The sequence below is a fragment of the Halobacterium sp. BOL4-2 genome (assembly GCF_016917835.2).
GTDB classification, from domain to species: domain Archaea; phylum Halobacteriota; class Halobacteria; order Halobacteriales; family Halobacteriaceae; genus Halobacterium; species Halobacterium salinarum.
Window position 1 is genome coordinate 1,292,453 of the sequence record NZ_CP070332.2, and the last position, 23,740, is coordinate 1,316,192.

General features: G+C 69.7%; 27 protein-coding genes. 9 read left to right on the forward strand and 18 right to left on the reverse strand.

The genetic code is table 11. The features are described 5' to 3' along the window. Positions 1–97: 97 nt before the first annotated feature. The 9 genes from JRZ79_RS20130 to JRZ79_RS20170 all read right to left on the reverse strand — a co-directional run bounded on the left by JRZ79_RS20130 (position 98) and on the right by JRZ79_RS20170 (position 7,650). Complete coding sequence (locus JRZ79_RS20130; RefSeq protein ID WP_205250946.1) at positions 98–874, reverse strand: creatininase family protein; 777 nt, start codon at positions 872–874, stop codon at positions 98–100. Positions 875–921: 47 nt separating this feature from the next. After that, a complete protein-coding gene (locus JRZ79_RS20135; RefSeq protein WP_231546305.1) occupies positions 922–2,664 on the reverse strand; it encodes an AarF/ABC1/UbiB kinase family protein in 1,743 nt (580 codons plus the stop codon). A 3-nt stretch (positions 2,665–2,667) separates the two neighbouring features. After that, entirely contained in the window at positions 2,668–3,018 is a 351-nt protein-coding gene (locus JRZ79_RS20140) for an Hsp20/alpha crystallin family protein (RefSeq protein ID WP_231546306.1), read from the reverse strand. A gap of 73 nt (positions 3,019–3,091) precedes the next feature. Continuing rightward, positions 3,092–3,748, reverse strand: coding sequence for an HAD family hydrolase (locus JRZ79_RS20145; protein WP_231546307.1), 657 nt, complete (start codon positions 3,746–3,748; stop codon positions 3,092–3,094). A 53-nt stretch (positions 3,749–3,801) separates the two neighbouring features. Continuing rightward, on the reverse strand, positions 3,802–4,077 hold the full coding sequence (locus JRZ79_RS20150; RefSeq protein WP_231546308.1) for a 4a-hydroxytetrahydrobiopterin dehydratase: 276 nt from the start codon (positions 4,075–4,077) through the stop codon (positions 3,802–3,804). Between the two features lie 63 nt (positions 4,078–4,140). Next, positions 4,141–5,451 (reverse strand): glutamyl-tRNA reductase, encoded by a 1,311-nt coding sequence (gene hemA, locus JRZ79_RS20155; protein ID WP_010903296.1) that lies wholly within the window; start codon positions 5,449–5,451, stop codon positions 4,141–4,143. Next, a complete protein-coding gene (locus JRZ79_RS20160) occupies positions 5,448–6,110 on the reverse strand; it encodes a bifunctional precorrin-2 dehydrogenase/sirohydrochlorin ferrochelatase (protein ID WP_231546309.1) in 663 nt (220 codons plus the stop codon). Before JRZ79_RS20160 ends, hemA begins: the two co-directional genes overlap by 4 nt. A gap of 7 nt (positions 6,111–6,117) precedes the next feature. Further along, entirely contained in the window at positions 6,118–7,170 is a 1,053-nt protein-coding gene (locus JRZ79_RS20165) for an Lrp/AsnC family transcriptional regulator (protein ID WP_205252069.1), read from the reverse strand. A 63-nt stretch (positions 7,171–7,233) separates the two neighbouring features. Next, positions 7,234–7,650 (reverse strand): DUF5778 family protein, encoded by a 417-nt coding sequence (locus JRZ79_RS20170; RefSeq protein ID WP_010903299.1) that lies wholly within the window; start codon positions 7,648–7,650, stop codon positions 7,234–7,236. 136 nt (positions 7,651–7,786) lie between these two features. Between JRZ79_RS20170 and uppS the strand changes: the two genes are divergently transcribed. Then, a complete protein-coding gene (gene uppS, locus JRZ79_RS20175) occupies positions 7,787–8,695 on the forward strand; it encodes a polyprenyl diphosphate synthase (RefSeq protein WP_010903300.1) in 909 nt (302 codons plus the stop codon). A gap of 19 nt (positions 8,696–8,714) precedes the next feature. Here uppS and JRZ79_RS20180 read toward each other — a convergent pair whose 3' ends face one another. Further along, the gene (locus JRZ79_RS20180) at positions 8,715–9,323 is read right to left on the reverse strand and encodes an undecaprenyl diphosphate synthase family protein (RefSeq protein ID WP_012289377.1); all 609 of its coding nucleotides are present in this window, start codon (positions 9,321–9,323) and stop codon (positions 8,715–8,717) included. 88 nt (positions 9,324–9,411) lie between these two features. Here JRZ79_RS20180 and JRZ79_RS20185 point away from each other — a divergent pair, with 88 nt between their 5' ends. Further along, a complete protein-coding gene (locus tag JRZ79_RS20185; protein ID WP_012289378.1) occupies positions 9,412–10,734 on the forward strand; it encodes a TIGR00297 family protein in 1,323 nt (440 codons plus the stop codon). Position 10,735: 1 nt separating this feature from the next. On the opposite strand, the gene dnaG is transcribed toward JRZ79_RS20185, so the two are convergent. Then, positions 10,736–11,953, reverse strand: a complete 1,218-nt coding sequence (gene dnaG / locus JRZ79_RS20190; protein ID WP_205252070.1) for a DNA primase DnaG — start codon at positions 11,951–11,953, stop codon at positions 10,736–10,738. 130 nt (positions 11,954–12,083) lie between these two features. Between dnaG and JRZ79_RS20195 the strand changes: the two genes are divergently transcribed. Both JRZ79_RS20195 and JRZ79_RS20200 read left to right on the forward strand, forming a co-directional pair. Continuing rightward, complete coding sequence (locus JRZ79_RS20195) at positions 12,084–12,296, forward strand: DUF3311 domain-containing protein (RefSeq protein ID WP_010903304.1); 213 nt, start codon at positions 12,084–12,086, stop codon at positions 12,294–12,296. Between the two features lie 38 nt (positions 12,297–12,334). Then, on the forward strand, positions 12,335–13,783 hold the full coding sequence (locus tag JRZ79_RS20200) for a sodium:solute symporter (protein WP_268824157.1): 1,449 nt from the start codon (positions 12,335–12,337) through the stop codon (positions 13,781–13,783). A 1-nt stretch (position 13,784) separates the two neighbouring features. On the opposite strand, the gene JRZ79_RS20205 is transcribed toward JRZ79_RS20200, so the two are convergent. After that, on the reverse strand, positions 13,785–14,063 hold the full coding sequence (locus JRZ79_RS20205; RefSeq protein ID WP_010903306.1) for a PadR family transcriptional regulator: 279 nt from the start codon (positions 14,061–14,063) through the stop codon (positions 13,785–13,787). A 97-nt stretch (positions 14,064–14,160) separates the two neighbouring features. Here JRZ79_RS20205 and JRZ79_RS20210 point away from each other — a divergent pair, with 97 nt between their 5' ends. Next, positions 14,161–15,066, forward strand: a complete 906-nt coding sequence (locus JRZ79_RS20210; protein WP_049892517.1) for a DUF6293 family protein — start codon at positions 14,161–14,163, stop codon at positions 15,064–15,066. Positions 15,067–15,105: 39 nt separating this feature from the next. Continuing rightward, on the forward strand, positions 15,106–15,465 hold the full coding sequence (locus JRZ79_RS20215) for a DsrE family protein (protein ID WP_010903309.1): 360 nt from the start codon (positions 15,106–15,108) through the stop codon (positions 15,463–15,465). 1 nt (position 15,466) lies between these two features. On the opposite strand, the gene JRZ79_RS20220 is transcribed toward JRZ79_RS20215, so the two are convergent. Further along, a complete protein-coding gene (locus JRZ79_RS20220) occupies positions 15,467–16,150 on the reverse strand; it encodes a DUF1405 domain-containing protein (protein ID WP_205252071.1) in 684 nt (227 codons plus the stop codon). 198 nt (positions 16,151–16,348) lie between these two features. On the opposite strand from JRZ79_RS20220, the gene pdxS reads away from it, so the two are divergent. Continuing rightward, on the forward strand, positions 16,349–17,257 hold the full coding sequence (gene pdxS, locus JRZ79_RS20225; RefSeq protein ID WP_010903311.1) for a pyridoxal 5'-phosphate synthase lyase subunit PdxS: 909 nt from the start codon (positions 16,349–16,351) through the stop codon (positions 17,255–17,257). A gap of 9 nt (positions 17,258–17,266) precedes the next feature. Here pdxS and JRZ79_RS20230 read toward each other — a convergent pair whose 3' ends face one another. Next, positions 17,267–19,351 (reverse strand): thermonuclease family protein, encoded by a 2,085-nt coding sequence (locus tag JRZ79_RS20230; protein ID WP_205252072.1) that lies wholly within the window; start codon positions 19,349–19,351, stop codon positions 17,267–17,269. 211 nt (positions 19,352–19,562) lie between these two features. Further along, positions 19,563–20,468, reverse strand: a complete 906-nt coding sequence (locus JRZ79_RS20235; protein WP_205252073.1) for a homoserine kinase — start codon at positions 20,466–20,468, stop codon at positions 19,563–19,565. Between the two features lie 120 nt (positions 20,469–20,588). Between JRZ79_RS20235 and JRZ79_RS20240 the strand changes: the two genes are divergently transcribed. Together JRZ79_RS20240 and JRZ79_RS20245 are read left to right on the forward strand one after the other, a co-directional pair. Continuing rightward, positions 20,589–21,905 carry an NAD(P)/FAD-dependent oxidoreductase gene (locus tag JRZ79_RS20240; protein ID WP_205252074.1) on the forward strand — a complete coding sequence of 439 codons (1,317 nt, stop codon included), beginning with the start codon at positions 20,589–20,591 and terminating at the stop codon, positions 21,903–21,905. 73 nt (positions 21,906–21,978) lie between these two features. Next, the gene (locus tag JRZ79_RS20245) at positions 21,979–22,431 is read left to right on the forward strand and encodes a DUF5518 domain-containing protein (RefSeq protein ID WP_205252075.1); all 453 of its coding nucleotides are present in this window, start codon (positions 21,979–21,981) and stop codon (positions 22,429–22,431) included. Positions 22,432–22,456: 25 nt separating this feature from the next. Here JRZ79_RS20245 and JRZ79_RS20250 read toward each other — a convergent pair whose 3' ends face one another. From JRZ79_RS20250 to JRZ79_RS20260, 3 genes are all read right to left on the reverse strand, one after another. Next, entirely contained in the window at positions 22,457–22,684 is a 228-nt protein-coding gene (locus JRZ79_RS20250) for a hypothetical protein (RefSeq protein ID WP_049892518.1), read from the reverse strand. Positions 22,685–22,803: 119 nt separating this feature from the next. Continuing rightward, positions 22,804–23,376, reverse strand: a complete 573-nt coding sequence (locus tag JRZ79_RS20255; RefSeq protein WP_010903316.1) for a DUF6149 family protein — start codon at positions 23,374–23,376, stop codon at positions 22,804–22,806. Between the two features lie 55 nt (positions 23,377–23,431). Continuing rightward, positions 23,432–23,623: a hypothetical protein gene (locus tag JRZ79_RS20260; protein ID WP_010903317.1), complete on the reverse strand. Its 192-nt coding sequence runs from the start codon at positions 23,621–23,623 to the stop codon at positions 23,432–23,434. Positions 23,624–23,740 lie beyond the last annotated feature (117 nt).

Genomic DNA, 23,740 nt, shown 5'->3' on the forward strand with positions numbered 1-23,740 from the left:
CGGGATTCTCGCCTACGTAGTATAAACCTCTTGGAACGGACTGGCGACGGAGCGGGCGGCTACCAGGCGGTACACGCGATTCGGTGGCCGGCCGCGGTCACGTCGAAACGTGGGGCTCGGGCAGCAGGTCCGCGAACGCCTGTGCGTCCAGCCACTCGCAGAGCTGGACGAGCTGGTCGCTTGCGGCCTCGAACAGGCGTTCGCCGGTTTCGGCGGTGGCGTCGGTCTGGTCGCCGAGCACGCCGTTGTCGGTGTTGTCGATGGCGTCGTAGAACGTCCGGGAGCCGTGCTTGATCGTGTCGGCGTCGGCGACGCTGGCGACGCCGCCGTCCCGGGCGTCTTCGAGGCGGTCGTCGTGGACGTGCTCGCCGTCGAGGTACTGCATCAGCGCCGTCTCCTTGGGGCCGCCGTGGGGGCCGTTCTGGTCGAAGACCTCGTCGACGAGTTCGGGGATGGATTCGTCCCACATCCACTCGACCGCGTAGAGGGTGCCCTCGTCGCGCAGCCGGCGGCCGACCTCGCGGAGGTGCGAGACGTTCCCGCCGTGGGCGTTCACGAACACGACGCGGTCGATGCCGTGGAACGCCAGGTTGCGCGTGAACGACGCCACGTAGTCCCGGAACACCGGTGGCTCGACCCACATCGTCCCCGGGAACTGTCGGTGATGGGGACTGACGCCGACGTTCACGGGTGGCGTGCAGAGAACGCCAGTGCGGTCGGCGACCGTGCGGGCGAACGCCTCCGCGATCCGGTGGTCGGTGGACTCCGGCAGGTGGGGGCCGTGCTGTTCGGTCGAACCCAGGGGCACGAGCGCCAGCGATTCCGCGTCGAAGTAGTCACCGAGCTCGGGCCACGCCGCATCAGCAAGGTACACACGTTGTTCGGGGCTCGCTGGAAGCAAGTATCCAGCGCTCCCGGCGATCAGTCGCCGTTCGTCGCTGTGCCGGCGTCGTCGGCCTCGATCTGACTGCCGCTGCGCGCCAGCGCCGTCCCGCCGTCGTCGCCGTCGCCGTCGCGCTCCCGGAGGTTCTGGCGGGTGAACTGCGGGCTGGCCTGCAGGCCGTTGCGTCGCCGGAACGTCTTGTAGAGTGCGGCCCCGACGGCGGCGGTGAACGCCCCCGAGATGGCGGCGGCGGTCACGTCCGCCGTCACGTAGAGAAACGCCGTCGTGGGGACGCTGGTCGCCAACACGAGTCCGAGCACGACCCGCCGCGCCAGCGCGTCGATGACGCGGTTGCTGTCCTCGAGGTCGGCGCGCACGTAGAGGTCTTCGCGTTCGACCTTGTCGAGTGCGCGCTCCAGCTTCGGGGGCACTCGCAGCACCGACGTGGCCGCCGCCTGGAACTCCTCGGCGGTGCCCGCGGCGAACTGCCTGATGGACTCCTCCCGGTAGCCCTGTTCGGCGAGGTAGTCGGTGGCGACGGTGATGAAGTCGAACTCCGGGTCGAGCGTGACGCACACGCCCTCGACGACGGTCGCAACACGGAGCACGAGCGCGAGGTTCGGCGGCAGCCGCAGTGGGAACTCGTAGATGGTGTCCTCGACTTTCCCGACGATCTGCTGGACGCGGTAGGTCTCGATGTTCTCCCCGCGGGCGTCCTGGATGGCCAGCTCCATGACATCAGCCATCACCGCGCGGTCGGCCTCCGGGGACAGCGTGCCCATGTCGATGAGCGCGTCCAGGATGGCGTCGATGTCCTGGTTCGCAACGCCGACGTAGAACTCCACGATCTTGTCCTGGATGAACGAGTCGACGCGCCCGCTCATCCCGAAGTCGTAGAACACGATGCTGCCGTCGTCCTGGACCGCGAGGTTCCCGGGGTGGGGGTCGGCGTGGAACACGCCGTCCTCGATGATCATCTGGAGGTACGCGCGTTCGAGCGTTTCCGAGACCTGCGAGCGGTCGACGCCGCGGCGCTCAAGGGTGTCTACGTCCGAGATCTTCGTCCCCTCGATGTACTGCATCGTCAACACGCGGTCGCTCGAGTACTCCTCGTAGACGGTCGGAATCACGATGTCGGGCTCGTCCGCGAAGTTCGCGCGGATCTCCGTGAGCATGCGGCCCTCGCGGCTGTAATCCATCTCCTCGCGGATGGTTTTCGCGAACTCGTCGGCCAGGTTCTCCAGGCTGAACGCCTGGCCTTGGCCGACGAACCGCACGACGATCGGGATCGACCACCGGATGGCGCGCAAGTCGGCTTCGACGAGCGATTCGATCCCGGGGCGGCGGACCTTCACCGCGACCTGCTGGTCGTCCACGTCGGCGGTGTACACCTGCCCGAGGCTCGCGCCGCTGATCGACTCCCGGTTGAACGCGTCGAAGACGTCGTCGACGGGGCCGAGTTCGTCCTCGATGACGCGTTGGGCCTCCGCCCAGTCGGCGGGTGGCACGCGGTCCTGCAGCTCCGCGAGTTCCTCGATGTACTCGGTGGGCAACACGTCCGGGCGCGTCGACAACAGCTGCCCGAGCTTGATGAACGTCGGGCCGAGCGTCAACAGCGCGTCGAGCAGGATCCGGGCGCGCTCGCGGCGCATCTCGGCGGTGACGCGGCGGCTCCCGCCGAAGGCGACGAACCGGCGTCGGTCGCGCAGCCACCCCCACAGCAGGGGGAGGAACTGCCAGACCACGACAACGAACCGTCGATAGGACCTGAGTACCGCCACCGGTCACCCCTCGACTGGAACGTGGTGGTCCGACGACGAGCGCTTGGGCAGCGACACGGTGAGCACGCCGTTCGAGACGGATGCCGTTGCGCCGTCGGCGGTCGTGTCCGACGGCAGGGGGAGCTCCGCGTCGACGAACAGCGACCGGTCCTCGCGGCGGTACTCGAACGCCGACGGCACCGATTTGCGGCGGTGGGCCTCGATAGAGACGGTGCGCCCGGCCACACTCACATCGACGGTCGACGGTGTCACACCGGCAACGTCGACGACGTAACGGTACGCGTCGGCGCCCTCGTGCACGTCGACGAACACGGCGTCAGGCAAGTTCCCCAGCGCGTCGCGCAAGCGGGACATGCCAGACGGTTAGAACGGCGAAGCGTTAAACCCGGTGGTATCGGCGGGTGCGCGCGCCACCCAGGCGGGGCGCTCAGGCGTCCCCATCGCCGGACGGGAACACGTCCGCGAACGACGACACGCGGTGATCGCCGAGCACGCAGTGACCGCGCTTCCCGGGGGAGTGACGTTCGACGTGAACCGCGTCCAGGCCGGCGTTTTTCGCCGCGCCAACGTCACTGACGGCGTCACCGGCGTACACGCCGGCCGCGTCGGGCTGCGCGTCGAGGCCGCCAAGCGCTACCCGGAGCGGCTGTGGGTCCGGCTTCCAGCCGGTGTCGTCGGTGCAACTCACCACCACGTCGAACCAGTCCGCGATGTCGAGGTGATCGAGAACGGGGTCGGTGAGAAACGACTGGCAGTGGGTCACCACGCCGGTCGGCGCATCGAGGCCGCCAAGCGGGCGTGCGTCCTCGTAGAGATACGTGGCTTCGGCGCGCGCCATCGGATCCTCGACGGCGTGGAACGCCGGCCAGAACGCCTCGGGGTCGATCCCCCACGCCCGGAGGTAGTGGTCGCGGGTGCCGCCGATCCCGTGCCAGAGGCGTTCGGCGTGCTGGTCGGTGAACTCGACGCCCAGTCGGTCGCCGACCTGATCGAACACGGACCGGGTGTACGACCACTCCGTGTCGACGAGCGTCCCATCGAGATCGAACAGCCACACGTCGTAATCGTCGACTGGCGGTGCCATCGGAGCCGGGGGTATGGACCCACGCCCGAAGAGCGTTCCGGGGCCGGCTGTGGCTACCGGCGGTCGTCGGTTCGGCGCGCCAACTCGATGTCCTGGCTCGTGACCCCGCCGGCCTCGTGGTCGGTGAACCGCACTTCGACCTCGTCGTACCGGATCGTGATCTCGGGGTGGTGGAACGCCTCGTCGGCGAGGTCGCCGACCTCTGATGCGAACGCCACGCCGTCCAGGTACTCCTCGAACGTGTACGTGCGGGTGATCGCGTCGCCATCGTGGGTCCAGTCGTCCGGCAGCCGGTCGCTGATCGTGTCGTCGTCGAGTCGGTCGGACATACGGATCGACGAACGCCAGCCAGCCCTATAACCCTACGCGGACAGGAGACCCACCAGACAGTGTCAGTCCTCGGATTCGGCGGACGCCGCGTCCCCGCCGCGCGACGCGTCGAACGGCATGCCGTCCTCGAATTCGGGGTTGAACAGTTCGAGCGCGGTCGCGATCGTCGACCAGTCGTCCTCGGCGGCGGCGTCCCGGAGGCTCTTCGTCGGGGCCGCAAGCAGCTGGCTCACCAGCGCGTCCGCCATCGACTCCACGACCTCGCGCTCGTCGGCGGACAGCGACCCGGATTCGGCTTCCAGGCGGTGGACCGCGGTCTGTACCTCCCGGCTTTTGAGGCGGTCGGCGCTCTCGTACATGCGCGCGATCACCTCGTCGGCGCGCTTGCGCTTGTACTGGGTGAGCAGCCGCTCGAACTCGGTTTCGATCATCGCCTCGACCTCGCGGGCGGCGTCCTCGCGGCGCTCGCGGGTCGCCGCCGTCACCGCCTCCAGGTCGTCGAGGTCGTGGACGGCAACGCCGTCGTGGCCGCCAGCGCCCGGCGCGACATCGCGGGGCTGTGCGAGATCGACCACCACGGTGTCACCGGCGTCCGCGAACGCGCTGGCGGGGAGCACGTGCTCGGGGCTGCCGGTGGCGGTGACCACGACGTCCGCGGCGTCGAGACGCCCGCGGGCGTCGGCCAGCGTCGTGGCTTCGGCGGGCACCGACACCATGTCCGCGACCCGGACGGCGCGGGCCGGCGTGCGGTTGGCGATCACGATCTCCGCGACGGTCGCGCTCGCGAACGCCTTCGCGGCGAGCGCGCCCATCTCGCCGGCACCGACGACGACAGCCCGGGCGTCGGCCAGCTGCGTCTTCCGCTCGGCGAGGCGCACGGCCGCCGTGCCGAGCGAGGTCGCGCCCTCGTTGATCGCGGTTTCGGTGCGCGCGCGCTCCCCGACGTGCATCGCCTTGGTCACGGCTTCCCGGAGCACGTGGTCGATGCCGCCCGCGTCTTTGGCGGCGTCGTAGGCGTCTCGGAGCTGTCCCAGGATCTGGTCCTCCCCGACCACGAGCGATTCGAGACCCGCCGCCACGCGAAGCAGGTGGCGGAGGCTGTCCTCATGCCCCATCGAGATCGCCCCGCCCCCCGCGGGGTTGAATCCGGCCCCACCGAGCGCACGGCGACCCGACGCCTGATCGGCGGTGACGACGTACGCTTCCACGCGGTGGCACGTCTGGAGCACGAACGCTTCCTCGACTGGTGGCTGCTCCAGCAGCGCGTCCAACGCCGCCTCCGTGGACGCGGCGCTGGCGGCAGCCAGTTCATCTAGTGAGGCCGTCTCGTGCGAGACGCGAACGCCAGAGACGACACCAGTGTTCCCATTCATGTCGACCAATCTACGTCGCCGACGGCTCGCACAACGGCGGCCTCGGCTCTCACTCGAGGGTTGGCATCTCCCGTACGTAAAGCCTTCCAAACCGGCGTCGAGCGGACGACGGCGCGCACTGCGTCCCGTCGCTCAGCGGGTGATAACCCTGTCGACCGAAGGTCCTCCCGGATGCGCCCGGTCAACACCGCCATCCCGCCGGCCCCCGCGAACTCCTCGTCGATGCGCTCCCGCAGGTGCTTGGACAGCGCGGGGCTGCGCCCGCCGGTCGACACGGCGATCGTCACCGGCGGATCGCCGGCCGTCGCCGGGACGACCACGTCGCCGCTGTGGTCCCGATCCCCGGCGACGTCGGCGCGGTTCACGAGCGCGCCCGCGTCGCGGGCTGCGGCCGCGAACGCCGCGTTCACGTCGCTGTCGCTGGTCGCCGCGACCACCAGCGCCGGGTCGACGCGGGCCACCCAGTCGGCCGCCCCATCGGGGTCGGGGGCGGCCCGGATGCGGTCGGCGTCCCCGAACTCGCGGTCGCCGAACGCCGGCGACACCACCACGACCCGGTCGGCTTCGGCGGCGAACCGCCGGGCCTTCCGGGCGCCGACGGCTCCGCCGCCGACCACCAGGACCGACGCCCCGTGGAAGTCGTGTAGTAGCGGGATCATGGCGCGGTCACTCCGTGTTCGCGTCCGCGCGCTCGTCCAGCCGGATGCCGGTTTTCTTCAGAATGCGCGTCGAAAAGAGGGTGTCCCAGTCGTCGTCAGTGACGTCCCAGTGGTCGTCCATCACCGACCGGACACGCTCGACGCGCGCCTCGCTTTCGGCCTCGCTGCGGCCGTGTGTCATCGCGAAGAAGTTGTACTCCCAGACGCCGTCGTGGCGGGGGCGCTGGTAGCAGTGGGTCACGAAGTCCAGCCCCGCGACCGCCGGGCCGACGTCGTCGACGGCGTCATCGGGCACGTTCCAGACGGTCATGCCGTTTTCCGTGTACCCCAGCGCGTAGTGGTTGGGGATCACGCCGACGCGGCGCACCATCCCGGATTCGTTGAACCGGCGCAGCGTCGCCACCACCCACTCGGGGTCGCGGCCGATGTCGTCGGCGACCGCACAGTACGGCGTCTCCACGACCGGCAGCCCGTCCTGAACGGCCACCACGAGGTCGCGCTCGGCCGGGGTGAGCGTGTCCCGGCCGGTCGGCTCGGGGGTCGTCCCGAGATGCGAGAGGTCGATATCGCCGTCCGGGATGGGGCCGTCGACGAGGAACTTGGCTTCCACGCGGAACTCCTGTTGTTTCGGGAGGTTGTACGTCTCCTGGCCGGTTTCGGCTTCGATCTCCGCGAGCACGTCCGCGACCTCGCGGTCGGCGACCGACACCACGAACCACATGTTCAGGTGCGGGTGTTCGCGCTCGTAGTTGTGCGCCACCGCCTGGATGTCGTTGACGGTGTCCGCGATCTCGTCGAAGCGGTGCTCGGGCGCGTGCATCGCCACAAGCGAGGCCGCGCCGCCGATCTCCTCGGCGTTGATGAGCGCGCCGAACCGCGTCAATACCCCGTTCTCGTCGAGTGTCCGAACCCGGTCGCGGAGCTCCGTCGCGGAGAACTCAACCCCCCGGGACCGGAGCGCCTCGGCCGCGGGTTCGAACGGGCGCTGCACGACCGGGAACCCCCCCTGAAACGCGTTCAGGACGGCGCGATCCCGGTCGTCCAAATCCCCGATATCCATGCCCGTACGTCAGGAGTCGCGGTAAATAAACAGCCCGACTCCATCCCGGATCGCTGGAATCGGCTACGCCTCGAAGCCGTCCTCGGTGACGGCGACGACGGACGTCACGCCGTCGCAGTCACGGATGCCGTCCAGGATGGCAGCGTGGTCGTCGGTGGCCTCCCAGTACAACACGACGGCGAACGCCCCGTCCCGGAGGAGTTGCTGGCACTCCCAGACGAACGCGTCGTCGTCGAGGATGCGGCCCTGGTGTTGATTGACGCCGAAGTCGCTGTCGTCGTTGCCCGAGTACACGTACGTGTCGCCGTCCGCGACGTGGTCGGCGACGACCTGGCCGGCGTCGAGCGTGAGCTGGTGGAGCTTGCTCTCCTCGTCGTTGTCGTACGTGGTGTGGATGACTGCCCCCGCAAGCGTCACGTCGCCGGGCTGCAGCAACGCGACGGTGTCGCGGTAGAGGTCTGCGTTCGCCGTCTCGCTCATACCACACGTGTGCCGTGTCTCGGGCTTACGTGTGGCGGTTGCCGGCGCGCGCCGTGGTCGTCGGGCGACGCCACGCCCGGGCGTGTGGCGCAGCGAACAGAAGGCTCATACGTGAGAGTGCTGTCGTCTCTTGGTAATGCGAACTCGGCTGTGGGACGCCGCCAGCGCCGTCTACGAGCGCCTCCTGACCAGAGAGATCGACGGCGCGCCGGCCCACGTCGCGGTCATCCAGGACGGGAACCGGCGGTACGCCCGCGAGCACGGCGACGACCCGACCGACGGCTACCAGTCGGGCGCGCGGACGACCGAGCGCGTCCTGGAGTGGTGTTCGGACCTGGGCGTCGAGGAGCTCACGCTGTACGCGTTCTCCACGGAGAACTTCGAGCGCCCGCCCGACCAGCAACAACACCTGTTCGACCTGCTCGAATCGAAGCTCCGGGAGTTCGCGGACGCCGACCGCGTCCACGCCGACCGCGTGCGGATCCGCGCCATCGGCGACACCGGTCGCCTCCCCCAGCGCGTCCGGGACGCCATCACGTACGCGGAATCCCGGACGGCGGGCTACGACGGGTTCACGCTGAACGTCGCGCTGGCGTACGGCGGCCGCGACGAGCTGCTCACCGCCGCCCGCGGTGTCGCCGACGCGGTCGCCGCCGGCGACCTCGACCCCGCGGACATCGACGCCCAGGCCATCGAATCCCGGCTGCACACCAGCCCCGTCCGGGACGTCGACCTCATCATTCGCACCGGCGGCGACGAGCGCACGTCGAACTTCCTGCCGTGGCACGCCAACGGCAGCGAGGCCGCCGTCTTCTTCTGTACGCCGTACTGGCCGGAGTTCTCGAAAGTCGATCTGCTGCGCGCGATCCGCACGTACGAATCCCGGGCGGCGTCCTGGCGGCAGACCAGAGCGAAACGCGCGCTCGCACTGGTTCGCGCGCTCGGCAGTGAGGTGGGTGAGGCGCGCCGGGTCCTCGACCGGTTCAAGGGCGCGCTCCCGGATCCGCCCGAGGATGTCGAGGCGGAGACGCAGTCGGCGGACTGAGTGCGGCCGAGGGGGCGTTTCACCGCCCGAACCGCCGCTGGCGGTTCTGGTAATCAAGCACCGCCCGCAGGTAGTCGCGTTTCCGGAAGTCCCGCCAGTTGACGTCCGTGAAGTAGAGCTCCGAGTAGACGGACTGCCAGATCATGAAATCCGAGAGGCGTTCGGCGCCGGTCTTGATCACGAGGTCCGGTTCAGCCGGGAACACGAGTTCGGACTCGATCACGTCCTCGTCGATGGCGTCGGGGTCGAGGTCACCGGCGGCGACTGCGTCGGCGACGCTCCGCACGGCGGTCGCGAACTCGTGTTTGCCGCCGTGGCCGACGCTCACTTGGATCGGGGCGTCGGCGCGCTCGTCGTCGTCGGGGCCCCGCACCGCGACCTCGCGGGGCGCAGCGACGTTTCCAAGCTCGCGTTCGAGCGTCGGGACGGCGGCGGCGTCGAGCACGCTCACGTAGACGGTGATGCGGTCGACGCCGGAGTCGAACGCCCACGCGTAGAAGTCCGCGAGCGTGTCGTACGCGCCGGCCTCCAGGAGGTCGCGTTCCGTGATGACGACCGCAGTGTGTGCGGGTGCCTCGGCGCTGTGGCGGCGCACGCGGGCGGCCAGATAGTAGTCGTACAGGCCCACGTGTCGGCCATGACGCGCCGCCGTGCAAAGCGTTGTGGGTCGCGGCTTCGGGGAAGTTAAGTGCGGGGCCGGCAAATCGGAGGCAGACGTGCATTGGAGCCTGCGGCGCGCACTGGCGTTCGCGCTGGTGTCGACGCTGTCACTTGCGGCCCCCGCGTTCGGCCGTGCAGCCGCAGTGCCGTTCGTGGCCGTCGCCGCCGGGGCGGCGGTGATCACCGACGGCTGGCTGTTCGACGTGTTGTCGACCGTGCGGGACCGCAACGCGGGGCGACTGCACACGCTCGTGGCGTTCGCACTGGCGGCGGCGATCGCCGCCGTGTTGCTGCCGGCGTTCGGCGCGCCCGCCGACGTGTTCGTCGCGGCCGTGCTCATCGTCGGCTACGGCGACCTCGGCCGCCGGCTCGTGTTGGCGGTGCGAGAGAACCGCACGCTGTCGATGTGCGGGTTCGTTGTCGCGGCCGCCGGCGCTGCCTTCGCGGGCCAGGCCGTGGTCGCCGCGAGCGCCGGTGCGCCGGTGGGACAGCCCCAGTTCGTGTTTCTGGCGGTGAGCGGGGCGCTGCTGGCGGGGATCATGCGGACGCTGTTTGCGCTCCGGGACGCCCCGCTGGTGTTGGGGTCGGTGGTCGTGGTGTTGTGGGTGGTCACGGCGCTGGCACCGCTGGCCGGCGTCCCGACGGTGGCGGCCTGGGAGCGCGTGCTCGTCGCGCTCGCGGTCACGACGGCGTTCGGGTGGGTGTCGCGTGCGCTCGGCGCGACGTCGATCGCGGGCATGCTCACGGGCGTCTTTCTCGGGTTGCTTGCCGTCGTGCTCGGCGGCTACGGCTGGTTCGTCGTGCTCGTTGCGTTCTTCGCGGTCGGCAGCCTGGCCACGAAGTTCAAGTACGAGCTGAAGGCCGACCGCGGTGTTGCGGAGCCGAACGACGGCGCGCGCGGCACAGCCAACGTCTTGGGGAACTCGGCGGCCGCGCTCATCGCGTTGGTGTTGTATGCGGCGCACGCACACGTGCCGTTCGCCGACACGGCGTTCCTGTTCGCGTACGCCGGCAGCGTTGCGACGGCGCTGGCTGACACGCTGTCCTCGGAGGTCGGCGGGCTGTTCGACACCCCGCGGCTGGTGACGACGTTCGAGCGCGTCGACCCCGGGACCGACGGCGCGGTCACCTGGCAGGGCGAGCTCGCGGGCGTCGTGGGGGCGACGATCATTGCGGTGCTGTCGGTCGCGGTGTTCGGCGTGACGCTGCGGGGCGGCGGCGTGGTGGTGGCGGCGGGCGTCGCCGGGATGACCGCCGACAGCCTCGCGGGCGCAACCATCGAAGGCCGCGTGCTCACCAACCAGGGTGTGAACTTCCTGGCGACGCTGACCGGCGCTGCGGTCGGCGGTGCGCTCGCGCTCGCTGTCGGCGTCGCGTGAGTCAGGTGCGGGCGTCGTCGAGGGTGCGAACGCGCGTGGCAAGCGGCTGTTTGACGAATTCATCGGTGTCGGCACCGATCAGCGACGCGACGCCGCGCTGAGCGGCGACATCGAGCAGGCGCTGGGTGATCGTGGCGTCCACGACGACGACCGCCGGCACGGAGTCGGCGTCCGCGACGGCGTCGACGACCTCAGCCGCTGGGACCTCCCGGATGCGGGCGAGCGCGTCGTCGAGAAGGCGTGCGGTCTCGGTGTCCGCGACCGCGCGGGCGTGCTCGGCGAGCGTCGGCGGCGCGGCCGCCTCGGTGTCGTCGTCGCTGTCCGGAGAGGGCGCTGTGTCCGGCGCCGGCTCGGGGGTGGGCGCCGGCGTCGCGCTGCCGTCCGTGGCGGCGGTTTCGGACTGGGTGGTGGCGATCGGGGCGGCGGCCGACGCCGGGGTTTTGTTCCGGAGCGCGGAGTCGACGGTCCGCCGGGAGAGGTCCTCGACACACTCCCCCGTCGGGGCGCGCGCGACGAAGTCCAAACTGCCGACCTGTCCGAGTTCGCGCAGGATCATGTCGCCGCCGCGGTCGCCGTCGAGAAACGCCGTCGCGGTCTTCTCCCGGGAGAGCGCCGCGATGGCGTCGGGGATGTTGGTGCCTTCGACGGCGACGGCGTTCTTGATGCCGTATTTCAGGAGGGTGACGACGTCGGCGCGGCCCTCCACGATCACGACGGCGTCGCTGGAGTCGACGTTCGGGCCGGCCGGATAGCCGTCGTAGTCGGTGATGTCGTCGACGCGAACGCTCTCCCGGACCTCGTCGAGGATGTCGTCGGCGTTGATCGCGCCCTCGTCGAAGGCGGTCGCGAGCAGTTCCTTCGCGCGGTCGACGACTTCGCGGCGCTTGGCGGCGCGCACGTCCTCGATGCGGTCGACTTCGACGTCGGCGCGACACGGCCCGATGCGTTCGACGGCTTCGAGGGCCGCCGCAAGCGTCGCGGTTTCGACGCGGTCGAGACTGGATGCGATGGTGATGTCGCCAAACGACTGGCCGCCCTCGCTGTCCACGGAGACGTCGATGCGGCCGAGCTTCGCGGAGTCCTGGAGGTCGGGGATCGCGAGGTCGTCGCCGAGCAGCCCCTCGGTCTGCCCGAACGCGGCACCGACGACGTCGCTGCGCTCGACCACGCCGTCAACGACGAAGTCCGCGTGAATGAGGTATTTGGCGGTGTCTTCCATCGGTTTCGTGTTGCATTGTTGTATGACGGGGGTCGTCAAATACCTGTCGTGAGCGGCATGAAACCGGCGTCCTGGCAGCCACCCCCGGAACCCAATGATTAACCCGGGATGGGACGCGTACCATGATTCCATGCGAACATGGCGCGCGCTCGGCTGGGGTGGCTGTTTCGTCGTGTTGCTCGGGCTTGCCGTCCCGTGGTTCCTCTGGCGCAGCGACACGCTCGTCGCTGGCCTCCCGGTCTGGCTGTGGTGGCACATCGCCTGGATGGGCGTGACCGCGCTCGCGTTCGGGGCGTTCGCGCGCCGCGACTGGGGGTTGTTCGTGACGGGTGAGCGACAGTGAGCGGCGTGGCCCTGGAGCTCGGCGTGGTGGCTGGCTACATGGTGGTGGCGCTGGCGGTCGGTCTCGTCGCGTACCGCGTCACCGACCGGGACGCCGAGGACTACTACCTCGCCGGGCGTGGCCTGGGCACCGGCGTGCTCCTGTTCACCACGTTCGCCACGCTGCTGTCGGCGTTCACGTTCTTCGCCGGGCCGAACATCGCGTACGCCAACGGCCCCGAGTGGATCCTCGTCATGGGCCTCATGGACGGCGTGCTGTTCGGGCTGCTGTGGTACGTCCTGGGCTACCGGCAGTGGCTGCTGGGCAAGGCCAACGGCTACGTCACGCTCGGCGAGATGCTCGGCGACCGCTTCGGCTCCCGGGGCCTGCGCGGGCTGGTCGCGGGCGTCAGCATCTTCTGGCTGTTCCCGTACGTGATGCTCCAGCAGATCGGTGCCGGGGAAGCGCTGGTTGGCCTCACCGGTGGCGCGGTCCCCTACTGGGCGGGTGCCGGGTTCATCACGCTGTTCATGGTCGTGTACGTCGCCATCTCCGGGATGCGCGGCGTCGCGTGGACGGACACCCTGCAGGGCGTGTTCATGCTCGGCATCACGTGGGTGGCGTTCGTCTGGGTGGCCGCCGAGATCGCGGGCACCACCGGCGGGCTGGCGGGCGCACTCCCCGCCGAGTTCCGCGCGCTCGGCGGCGGCGCGTACTCCCCGCAGTGGATGCTCTCGCAGGCCATCGGCATCGCCGTCGGCGTCTCGATGTTCCCGCAAGTGAACCAGCGGTTCTTCGTTGCGGACTCCGAGCGCACCCTCAAGCGCACGTTCGCGATCTGGCCGCTGCTGGTCGTGTTGCTGTTCGTGCCGGCGTTCCTGATGGGCGCGTGGGCCAACGGCGTTGGGCTCCCGCTGCCCGACGGCGAGAACATCGTCCCCATCCTCCTCAGCGAGTACACGCCCGGCTGGTTCGCCGCGCTCGTCGTTGCGGGCGCGCTCGCCGCGATGATGTCGTCCAGTGATTCCATGCTGCTGTCGGGGTCGTCGTACTTCACGCGGGACATCTACCGGCCGTTCGTGAACGCCGACGCCACCGCCCGCCGCGAGGACACCCTGGGCCGCGTCGGCGTTGCGGCGTTCGCCGTCGCGGCGTTCGGCGGCAGCCTCCTGCGGCCCGGCAGCCTGCTTGAGGTCGGCTCAACGGCCTTCGGTGGGTTCGCCCAGCTCGCGCCGCCGGTCGCGTTGGCGATGTACTGGCGCCGGACCACGAAAGCCGGGATGTTCGCCGGCGTCCTGGGCACCCAGGCGTTCTACCTCGCGACCGTCTTCGGGCCGCCGGTCACGCTGGCCGGCGTCCCGATCATCGCGTCGTCGTACTTTGGGTGGTTCGCGCAGGTCGTCGGCCTCCCTCTCGGCGTCGTGTTGACCGTCGGCGTCTCGGCCGTGACGGCGCCCAGCGCCACGGAGAACGCGAGCGCGTACGTCGACGCGTTGCGCGCGGACTGAGTCAGTCGTCGAGGTAGTCGGCCACCCAGGCGTGGTGCTCCCGGAGCCGGCGCTGGCCGGCGTCGGTCAACAGCAGCCGATCGTGGAGGCCGTCGCGTTCGCGCTCGATGATGCCCGCGGACTCCAGCTTGCGGATCACGCCCACGAAGCGCTGGGGGTCGATGCGGTCGTCGTGTTTGCGTTCGACGGCGCGTTTCACGGACTGCTGGGTGGGGGACCCCTCGCCAGCCACCACGACGCAGACATCGCGTCGCAGCCCGGACGCCAGCCACTTGCTCATACGCCCGATAGGGCGTGCCCGGCTATTACTGCTGGCGGTGTCGGGGCCTCGCTGGGAGCGCGGTAGCCTTTTGCCGCCGATGCTCCAAGCCGAAGGCATGCAGACGCACGTCGTCCCGGTCGGCTTCGACTACGACCGGCTGATCGCGCCACTGGTGCGCGAGCAGTTACAGGTCGACCGCGTGATTCTCCTGGAGGGGGCCGTGGGGAGTCAGGCGAACGTGGAGTACAGCCAGCGCATCTCCGAGAAACTCGAACAGGACTTCCGGAACCTACTGGGCGCGGACACCGACCGCGTGTCCGTGGTCGACGTGTACGACTACGACGCGGCCTTCGAGCAGGCGTTCGCGCTCATCGACGACGTTCTCGACGCCGACCCCGACGGCGAGGTGTGGGTGAACATCGCGTCGATGCCCCGCACCGTCTCGTTCGCGTTCGCGACGGCCGCCCACTCGATGATGGTCGAACAGCCCGAGGACCGCGACCGCATCCACACCTACTACACGGCCCCCGAGAAGTATCTGGAAACCGAGCTCGCCGAGGAGTTACGCGCCAGCGCCGCCCTGCTTGAGTCGGTGGCCGACGGCGACGTCGACGCGGACGCGGTCGACGAGCGCCTGACCGCGGCCCGCGATCTGCTCGCGGAGTTCGACGAGCGCGGCACCACCATCGGCGCCAAGGAGATCGGGGGCAGCCACATCGTGGAGTTGCCCGTGGCGTCGTTCTCGAACGTCAAGCCCTTCGAGGAGGTGATCCTGTTCACCCTCGGCGAGCACGGCACCTTCGAGTCGGTCAGCGAGCTGGCGGCGGCGCTGGCCGACGACCTCAACGAGGAGTACACCGACAGCTTCCGGTCGAAGGTGACCTACACCGTTGACAAACTCGGACCGGGCGGGAAGGGGTACGTCGAGCGCGAGGAACACGGGAAATCCTACCGGACGTGGCTGTCCCGCATCGGCCAGCTGTGGGTGCGCGCCCACGAGAACACCGGCACCGGGGAGTGACGGCAGGGTTATGCGGGCGTCCCTCCAACCACGCGGTGTATGAGCAGTCAGTCCGGTGTCGTGGTGCATATCACGGCGGAGACGGTGTCGGGGTGGACGATGGCGTTGCAGAACCTCGCGAACCTCGTGCAGGACGCGAGCGTCGAAACCCCGCCGGAGGCCATCGAGGTGGTCGTCAACGGGCCGGGAGTCCGGTTCTTGCGCGCGTCGGCACCCGAAGCCGAGAACGTCGCGCAGATGCTCGCGGCGGGCGTCACCGTGGCCGTCTGCGAGCGCTCGGTGGCGCGCTTCGACTACACCAACGCCGAGTTCGTGTCCGGCGTCACCGTGGTTCCGTCCGGCGTCGCGGAGGTGCTGCGCGCCCAGGAGGACGGCGCACGGATGTTGAAGCTGCCGTGAGTCACCGGCGGTGCTCGGTGGCGTGGATGTGGGTGGCGAGCGCGAGGTAGGTCGCGAGCATGGTGAGCGCCACCGCGCAGGCGGCCGCGATGTCGTGGGCGTACAGGGCGTGGGGAGCTTCGGCCCCGAGTTCGGCGCGCAGGAGCGTGTGGTGGGGGCCACCGAGCACACCCAGGAAGTAATCGAGGAGGTCGTTGATGCCGTACCACGCCAGCGCCACCCCGACGGCGGGCACCGAGAACGTCGCGTAGCGGTGGACGATGAACGCCTCGACGGCCATCCCGAAGTGACTGAGCACCAGGAACCAGTACATGCCCCACCAGAGCGCGCCCTGGCCGTTCACGACGAGTTGGACGAACGGCGTCCACAGGCCGAGTTTGAGACAGCCGAAAAACGCCAGCGCGTGCAGCCAGTCGGCGTCCCAGTCGAGCTTGTACGCCACCAACGAGGCCGCGATGAACAGCGTTGCCATCGGGCTGTCGGGCACGAAGATCCAGGCCGCCAGCGGCGTGTCCGCGAGCTGTATGCGGTAGTACCAGAACCCGAAGACGGTGCCTGCGACGTTGATCGCGGCGATGACCCACGCCAGCCGGAGCGCGAGGTCCTCCAGTCGCGTCGGGAGCGGGGCGACGTACCACGGGAGCGTGTCGTCGGGCGTCGTCTCGGCGGCGTCACGAGTCGGCATCGGTACGTGGCGACGGTCGCGCGGTCGCCGCATAGCGCTTGCGGTCCGGGCGGGTGCCAGTGGCGGTCACACGGCCGTCAGCGCCGGGGAAGCCGGCCGCCGGAGCGAGCGGTGTCGGGGGCGTGCTGGCGGCGTGACGCTGCGTTCAGGTCGTTCCGCAACCGGCCCAATTAAGCACTCCCAAACCAACGGTATGGTATGGCAACGGAAACCGACCTCGAGGAACTGCGGCGCGGCAGCGAGCTGGTGAAACGCGGGTTCGCGAAGATGCAGAAGGGCGGCGTCATCATGGACGTTGTGAACCGCGAGCAGGCGCGCATCGCCGAGGACGTGGGTGCGGTTGCTGTGATGAACCTTGAGGCCGTGCCGGCGGACATTCGGAAGCGCGGCGGCGTGGCGCGGATGGCCGACCCGGCGAGCCTGACCGGCATCATCGAGGAGGTGTCGATCCCGGTGATGGGGAAGTCCCGGATCGGCCACCGCAAGGAGGCCGAAATCCTGCAGGCGGTGGGCGCGGACATGATCGACGAAAGCGAGGTGTTGACGCCCGCCGACGACGAGTACCACATCGACAAGCGCGAGTTCACCGCGCCGTTCGTCTGTGGGGCGCGCAACCTCGGGGAGGCGCTGCGCCGCATCGACGAGGGCGCGGCGATGATCCGCACCAAGGGGGAGGCCGGCACCGGTGACGTCAACCAGGCGGTCCACCACCAGCGCAACATCAAATCCGCCATCCGCAAGCTCGAAGGCATGGATTACGAGGAGCGGGACATGTGGGCCCGCGACCACGAAGCCCCCCGAGAGCTCGTGCACGAGACCGCGGAGATGGGGCGGCTGCCGGTGGTCAACTTCGCGGCGGGCGGCATCGCGACGCCGGCCGACGCGGCGCTGATGATGCATCACGGCTGTGACGGCATCTTCGTCGGTTCGGGGATCTTCGGCGCAGAGAACCCCGAGGCCATGGGCCGGGCGGTCGTGGACGCCGTGAACAACCACGACGACCCCGAGCGCCTCGCGGAGATCGCGTCGAACATCGGGGAGGGCATGCAGGGCGACCCGAACGCCGACCTGCCCGAGGACGAGCGGATGCAGGACCGCGGGAACTAGGCGCCGCGGCTACTGCGAGGTCGCGTTCGAGCCGAGCACGGCGGCCGGCTCCGTGAGTGCCGTCGTCGTCGGCCGCGTGGGATCGCCGCCGAGGTTGTGTGTCCGGTCGGTGACCGGCGTCGTGGTGAATCCGACGGTCGTATCCAGTGCATCGGTGAGCGGCGCGAACCGCGCCAGCGCGTCGGTGTCGGCCGCCGACCCGATGAGGATAACAGCGCCCCCGGCGTCGGCGAAGTCGGCGACCGCGCGGCGCTCAGCGGCCGTGAACGCGGTAGTGGGCGACGAGACGATGAGCGCGCTGGCGGCCGGCGTGCCGTCGGCGTGACAGAGCGCCGGCCCGGTGTCGTGGGGGAGGGTGGTGACGCCGTCCAGGTCCACGCCGGCCGGCGACCAGCCTTCGAGGAACCGCTGGAAGTACGCCACGTCCTCCGCGGAGAGCGCGGCGTCGCTGCCGAACTGGCCGTGGCCGCCGTCGACGAGCACGGGCGCGGACAAGCCGTCCGCAGCGAGGCAGTCGATGAGCTCGGCGACGAACATCGAGACGTCGTGACCCTCGTTGGTGGCGGCGCCGTCGGACTCGGCGGGTTCGAACCCTTCGTCGATGAGCGGGCCACCGACCGCGGCGACGCGGGCGGCAGCATCGGCGGTGACGAGGGGCGTGCTGTCGGCCGACGTGACCACTGTCTGGCCGCCGGTCACCGCGACCGGATCGGGGAAGAACAGCGACTCGACGGATCGACTGTCGGGGCCGTCGATGGCGGTCGGGTCCGAGAGCCCCCACAGCCCGTCGCCGGCGGCCCGGGCTGTGGCTTCGGCCGCCCAGTAGTCGTCGTACTGGGAGAACGCGGAGGCGTAGACGCGCGCCACGCCGTCGGCGACGGCGCGGCGGTTGTACGTGGTGCCGTCCGGGAGCGTGAGATACCCCAGGAGGCGGCCGTAGTCGCCGCGCGCTGGCCCGCCCGCATCGAAGGACAGCGTGACCGTCTGTCCGCCGAGCGCGTCCCGTGCGTACGCGGTCGCGGCGTCGCCGCGGGCTTTCAGCGCGGCGGCGTCAGTGATGCCCTCGTATTCGGCGACCCGCTCGGTCGTCTGGCCGGTTTCCGGTGTGTCGATGCCGACGATGCGAACCGTGTCGGTCGTGCCGTCTCGGAACCGCACGTCGACAGTGTCGCCGTCGGTGACCCGAACCACGTCGACGGTGTACGTTTCGTCGGCGGTGATCGTGACATCGTCGGTCCCGTCGGTGCGAGCCGCCAGCAGCGACGCGTGGTCGTCGCTGGGGAACGTCGCCGTCGTCGGCGCGAACGCTGCGCCGGCGTTGTGCTGGTCGTCGGTGACCTGCGTGTCGTTGAACCGGATGGTGGTGTCGATGCCGTCGGCGAGGTCGTTGAGCGATGCCGTGGCGTCGTAGTTCTTATAGTCCGACTGGCTCATCAACACCACGAGCCCGCCGTCGGCGGCGAACGCCGCCAGCGCGTCCTGTTCGGCGGCACTGAACGGGTCGGCGGGGGACGTGACGACGGCCGCGGCGGCGTCCTCACGGGTGACCGCGTCGGCGATGTCGGTCGTCGCGGCGACCGTGTGGCCCGCGGTGTCGGCGCGCGCGGCCACCGCCGAGTGCGAGGCGCGGTCGTAGAACTGGTCGTGGCCGTCGTCCCAGTAGATCGTGCCCGCGTCGGCGTAGGCGTCGAAGACGTTCAGCAACACGTCCTCGTTGCCGTACGACCCGGCGTCGCTGTCGTCCGGAGCAAACGGCGCGGCGAACGCGACCACGGAGCCGTCGACGGCCATCAGTGGGATCGTCTCGCCGTCGGGGTACGCGGTGGTGTCGTCGTTGCCGTCGCGGTCGACGGTCGTTGCGGTCGGCTCGGCCGCGGCCACGATCTGGGCGTCCGGGAGGAATCCCGGATCGCCGCCGTCAGTGCGGGGTGCGGCCAGGAGGCCCGCCGACGAATCGAAGAGGAGTTCGTCGACACGGTCGTCGGCCGTCGCTGCGGTTGTGTCTGTGATGACTGTGCGCGCCCGGGTGGAAGACCCGACTGTGACACCACCGAGGGTGATGCCAAGCCCGGTCAAGAACTGCCGTCTGTGCATTGGTGTGGATGTCTCTGTGTGGGCTGAGACGTGCCATCCGTCGTCGGCCCGGCTGCGATGCGCCGCCGCTCGGATACCAGTTACGCCGCTCCAAACCAACAAAAAACCCCGGTGTTTGGGTTGGGAATACGTCTCAAGAGCCACTCATACCTGTGTTTTCTTGACAATATAACTATAGCGGACTCCGGAGCGCGCCCGTGGATGCCACCAGTCACGGCGCGCGGTCGTCACCATCGGCTGCCAGCCGTGTGGCACCGTCGCCGATGCGCGTCTGGTAGGCCGACGCAGCGACCCCCGCCGAATCGAAGCCGTCCACGAGCGCGGCGGCGACGCGCTTGCGGTCGTGCCGACGACAGACCGCCACAACGCCCGGCCCGGAGCCGCTGATCGTCACGCCGGTCGCACCGGCGTCGCGGGCGGCCGCGGACGCCGCCTCGTACCCGTCCATGAGTCGGGCACGCGCCGGCGTGACGAGTGCGTCCTCGACGCCGCGACCGACCCGCTGTGGGTCGTTTTCACACATGCCGAGCGTGAGCGTGGCGGCCGACTCCACGGTGGAGACAACGGTCTCCATGGCCGCCGACTCGGGGACGACGCCGCGCGCATCGCGCGTTGAGACGGTCGTTTCTGGCAGGCAGACCGCAAGCGCGAGGCTGGCGTCGACGTGCTCGATGCCGTCCTCGCGGACGATGGTGAACCCACCGAGAATGGCGGGAGCGACGTTGTCGGCATGCGCGACGCCGGACGCCGCCGCCTCCCCCTGGGCGGCCGCGCGAACGAGCGCGTCGTCGTCGAGCGGGCGGTCGTACAGCTCCGCGAGCGCGACGGTCGCGGCCGCCGCGCTGGCCGCCGACGACCCCAGCCCGGAGGACGGCCGCACGCCCTTGTTGATGTGGATCGTGGCCGGCGCGTCGAGCGCTGCGGCGACGACGCCGGCGGTGTTCTCCTGTGGGTCGGTGGGCACGTACTGTGCGCCCGCCCCGGTGACAGTGATTGTTGTCGTGTCGGCGCGCTCGACTCGAACGACATCGGCGGGCTTCGACAACGCGACCCCGAACACGTCGAACCCGCTGCCGAGATTCGCGCTCGTCGCGGGCGCACGCACCGTGACAACCATGCTGGCGTAACGTCGGCTGTGGGCGAGGAAAACGCTGACGGGGGGAATCAACGTTTCACACGGACGGCGGCGTGGCGGTCGACCGTAACGCTGACGCCGGTTGCCACGCGACCCCGAGGTATGATTGCTATCGTTGGCGGCGGCATCGCTGGCCTCTCGGCTGCGCGACGCCTCCAACAACACGGCGTCGACGCCCGCGTGTTCGAGGCGTCGGCCACCGTCGGAGGGCTGGCGGCCACGCACGAAACAGCCGGCGACCCCATCGAAGCGTTCTACCACCACCTCTCGGCCGCGGAGGAGACCATCATCGACCGCATCGAGGAGCTCGGGCTGGGCGACGACCTCCGGTGGCCCATCGGGAAGAACGCCTACTACGTGGACGGCACCGTCCACCCGATGGACACGCCCTGGGAGATCCTGGCGTTCCCGCATCTGTCCCTCTACGACACCGCCCGGCTGGCGATGCTGACACAGGAACTCGACGTGCGGGGCGGCCTGCCGTCGCGTGACACCTACGAGGACCTGACGGACTTCGAGCACGTCGGCGTCGAACAGTTCCTCTGCGAGCACACGACGCGGGGCGTCTACGAGCAGTTCTTCGAGCCGCTGTTGGAAGCGAAGTTCGGGAGCCGGATGGACGACGTGAGCGCGGCGTGGCTGCTGGGCCGCATCAAGTTCCGGGGCGAGCGCGACCTGCTGCGCGGCGAGCCGTTGGGCTACCTCGACGGCGGGTTCGGCCGGCTGCTGGACGCGCTCGTTGAAGACGTGGGCCGCGAACACATCGAAACCGGGGCGCGTGTCACCGCCATCCAGCGCGACGACGCGGGCGATGTCACGGGCGTCACTGTCGACAGCGAGGCGGGCACCGAGCGCGTCGACGCCGACGGCGTGATCGTGGCGGCGATGCCCACCGTGCTCGAATCCCTGACCGGCTACGAGTGCGACATCACCTTCCAGGGAACCGTCTGCTCCATCGTTTCGATGGACGAGGCGCTGACGGACACGTACTGGCTGAACATCGCCGACGACGCGCCCTTCGGCGCGCTCATCGAGCACACGAACTTCATCGACCCGGCCCGCTACGGCGGCGAACACCTGCTGTACGTCCCGAAGTACGTCCAGAGTCGCGACGACGAGGTGTGGCAGATGAGCGACGAGGAGGTCCGCGAGCACTGGCTGTCGGGCATCGAGGCGCTGTTCCCCGACTTCGACCGCGAATCGGTGAACTGGGTGGAGACGAACCGGAACCCCCGAACGGCACCGGTCTACGAGCGCGGCTACCTCGACATGGTGGTGCCCTACGACCTCGCCAGCGAGGGCCACGACGACGTCTACTATGCGGGCATGGCGAGCCGCGCGCAGTACCCCGAGCGGTCGCTGAACGGCGGCATCGTCGCCGGCAACGAAGCCGCCGACCGGATTCTGGACGGCGCGTAGTCCCGCTCGGCCGACTGCACGAGCGGCGAACTCACACTGGTCTTTTTTTATCGTCGCTGCCGTCCGCCGCCGTATGGTCCGACGCAGCCCCGACGACGGTCGACTCTCCGAGACGTGGCGGGACGCCCTGTTCGGCGGCGTCGCGTCGATGCCCGTGACGGCCGCGCTCTACTGGCTGTCCGGTGGCGGCCGCGAGTTCCCGCTGGACGCCGTCGCGGTCGCCGGACTCGTCGCCGGGTACCTGGCCGCCGGTCGCGCCGCCGACCCGGACGCCGTCGGCCTGCGTGCCGGCGTCGTCGGCGGCCTCCCTGGGGTCGCGTGGCTGCTCGCGGCGATACTCGGGGACGCGACGGCGCTGTCCGGGCCCGCCTGGTTCGAGGTCGGCGGTCTCGCGTTCGTCGTCGGAGCCACCAGCGCGGTCGCAGCGCTCGTGCTCGCGCTCGCCGCAGTCGTCGGCGTCCTCGGCGCGAGAGTCGGCGGCTGGGTCGCGGCCCGACGCGGCCGACGAGTCGACCACGCCGGGTGAGCGCCGATTCCGCGGGGTGTGCCGGCTACCCGTCTTCGGCGAGCGCGTGGTGGTAGTCGAGCGTGCGGTACGCCACGTACAGAACCGCGTTCAGGACACCGACGAAGCCGAACACGACATCGAGCCCGGGGAACGCCGTGAGGCCGTACCGGAAGAACCAGGTCAACACACCCCAGACGAGGAGGATGCCGGCGATGCGGGCACCGTCTTCGAGGTACGTCGTGACGGTCTCCGGGGAGGGCGGGGCTGTCACGTCAGGCTGGTCGCCCGAACCCCACTTAGCTCTGGTGGCTTCGACACGGCTGACCGGCGACAGCGCCGGTGGCTTCGAGGTCGTCACGACCCCCAGCCCGGTCGGGCGGCGGTGCTCGACTACTCGGCGAACGGGCTGTCCTCGGGGTCGACGTCGTCGGGTTCGTCGACACCGCCCTTCTGGATGCCGTCGTCGGTTTCGACGTACACGTCGTCCTCGAAGCCGGCGGCGGCGTTCTCGAAGTCGGCGTCGGCGAGCTTCTCAGGGGTTGCCGGGGCGTCCGGGATGCCGTCGGCCGGCTGGAACGCGCCCAGCGGGTTGTCGATGGTGATGTCGTGCTCGTCGAAGAAGTCGGCGTGGCGGTCGTAGTGGTCGCGGAGCTCGTCGCCGGGGAACTCCATCATCTCCGTCCAGCCGTGGTTGTAGAAGTCGAAGTTGGCGACGATATGTGTGATCTCTCGGGCCTGGGCCTCCGGAAGCCCGGACTGCAACGCGACGAGATACATCTCCATCGACGCGTCGAAGAACCCATCGAGGTGGGCTTCCCGCTCGTCGCGGCGCGCCTCGGTCGCCTTATCGAGGAAGATGCTCGTGTGGATGTCGACGAGCTTGTCGTGGACGACGTCGCGCAATCCCGGCACTTCAAGCGCCTTCTGTGAGGCGAAATGGCGAAGGTTCTGGCGGAGCTTCATACAGGCCTGTACGGCGGCCGGACTCAAGAACGTCCCGACACCGGTGGCCGCGCGGTCACTCGACGTACGCCACGTCGGCGTCGCGGGTGGGTTCGGCGAACGGCACACGGGTGACTTCCTTGAGGTATGTCACCCGTAACAGTCCTGGCGTGCTGGTTGGTTGCACAACGGGATCGGCTTCCGCTGGACACGGCAGGCTGTCGCCGGCGCGAACGAGTGTGGAGACGAGACGATAATCCTGTGACATCGGTACTCAGTAGGCCCGCGGTGACCGCGGCACCTAGCCCTACCTCCCATACGTGGTCAGTCACAAAGACCGTTTCGGGTCCCGGGGGATCGTGGCACGGTCGCCCGGAAAAAACGC

Coding starts and splice junctions, on each gene's coding strand:
- JRZ79_RS20140 (WP_231546306.1), bottom strand. CDS start 3,018: ATGTCCCGCTTGCGCGACGCGCTGGGGAACTTGCCTGACGCCGTGTTC.
- JRZ79_RS20145 (WP_231546307.1), bottom strand. CDS start 3,748: ATGGCACCGCCAGTCGACGATTACGACGTGTGGCTGTTCGATCTCGAT.
- JRZ79_RS20150 (WP_231546308.1), bottom strand. CDS start 4,077: ATGTCCGACCGACTCGACGACGACACGATCAGCGACCGGCTGCCGGAC.
- hemA (WP_010903296.1), bottom strand. CDS start 5,451: ATGAATGGGAACACTGGTGTCGTCTCTGGCGTTCGCGTCTCGCACGAG.
- JRZ79_RS20160 (WP_231546309.1), bottom strand. CDS start 6,110: ATGATCCCGCTACTACACGACTTCCACGGGGCGTCGGTCCTGGTGGTC.
- JRZ79_RS20165 (WP_205252069.1), bottom strand. CDS start 7,170: ATGGATATCGGGGATTTGGACGACCGGGATCGCGCCGTCCTGAACGCG.
- JRZ79_RS20170 (WP_010903299.1), bottom strand. CDS start 7,650: ATGAGCGAGACGGCGAACGCAGACCTCTACCGCGACACCGTCGCGTTG.
- uppS (WP_010903300.1), top strand. CDS start 7,787: ATGCGAACTCGGCTGTGGGACGCCGCCAGCGCCGTCTACGAGCGCCTC.
- dnaG (WP_205252070.1), bottom strand. CDS start 11,953: ATGGAAGACACCGCCAAATACCTCATTCACGCGGACTTCGTCGTTGAC.
- JRZ79_RS20195 (WP_010903304.1), top strand. CDS start 12,084: ATGCGAACATGGCGCGCGCTCGGCTGGGGTGGCTGTTTCGTCGTGTTG.
- JRZ79_RS20200 (WP_268824157.1), top strand. CDS start 12,335: ATGGTGGTGGCGCTGGCGGTCGGTCTCGTCGCGTACCGCGTCACCGAC.
- JRZ79_RS20205 (WP_010903306.1), bottom strand. CDS start 14,063: ATGAGCAAGTGGCTGGCGTCCGGGCTGCGACGCGATGTCTGCGTCGTG.
- JRZ79_RS20210 (WP_049892517.1), top strand. CDS start 14,161: ATGCAGACGCACGTCGTCCCGGTCGGCTTCGACTACGACCGGCTGATC.
- JRZ79_RS20215 (WP_010903309.1), top strand. CDS start 15,106: ATGAGCAGTCAGTCCGGTGTCGTGGTGCATATCACGGCGGAGACGGTG.
- JRZ79_RS20220 (WP_205252071.1), bottom strand. CDS start 16,150: ATGCCGACTCGTGACGCCGCCGAGACGACGCCCGACGACACGCTCCCG.
- pdxS (WP_010903311.1), top strand. CDS start 16,349: ATGGCAACGGAAACCGACCTCGAGGAACTGCGGCGCGGCAGCGAGCTG.
- JRZ79_RS20230 (WP_205252072.1), bottom strand. CDS start 19,351: ATGCACAGACGGCAGTTCTTGACCGGGCTTGGCATCACCCTCGGTGGT.
- JRZ79_RS20235 (WP_205252073.1), bottom strand. CDS start 20,468: ATGGTTGTCACGGTGCGTGCGCCCGCGACGAGCGCGAATCTCGGCAGC.
- JRZ79_RS20240 (WP_205252074.1), top strand. CDS start 20,589: ATGATTGCTATCGTTGGCGGCGGCATCGCTGGCCTCTCGGCTGCGCGA.
- JRZ79_RS20245 (WP_205252075.1), top strand. CDS start 21,979: ATGGTCCGACGCAGCCCCGACGACGGTCGACTCTCCGAGACGTGGCGG.
- JRZ79_RS20255 (WP_010903316.1), bottom strand. CDS start 23,376: ATGAAGCTCCGCCAGAACCTTCGCCATTTCGCCTCACAGAAGGCGCTT.
- JRZ79_RS20260 (WP_010903317.1), bottom strand. CDS start 23,623: ATGTCACAGGATTATCGTCTCGTCTCCACACTCGTTCGCGCCGGCGAC.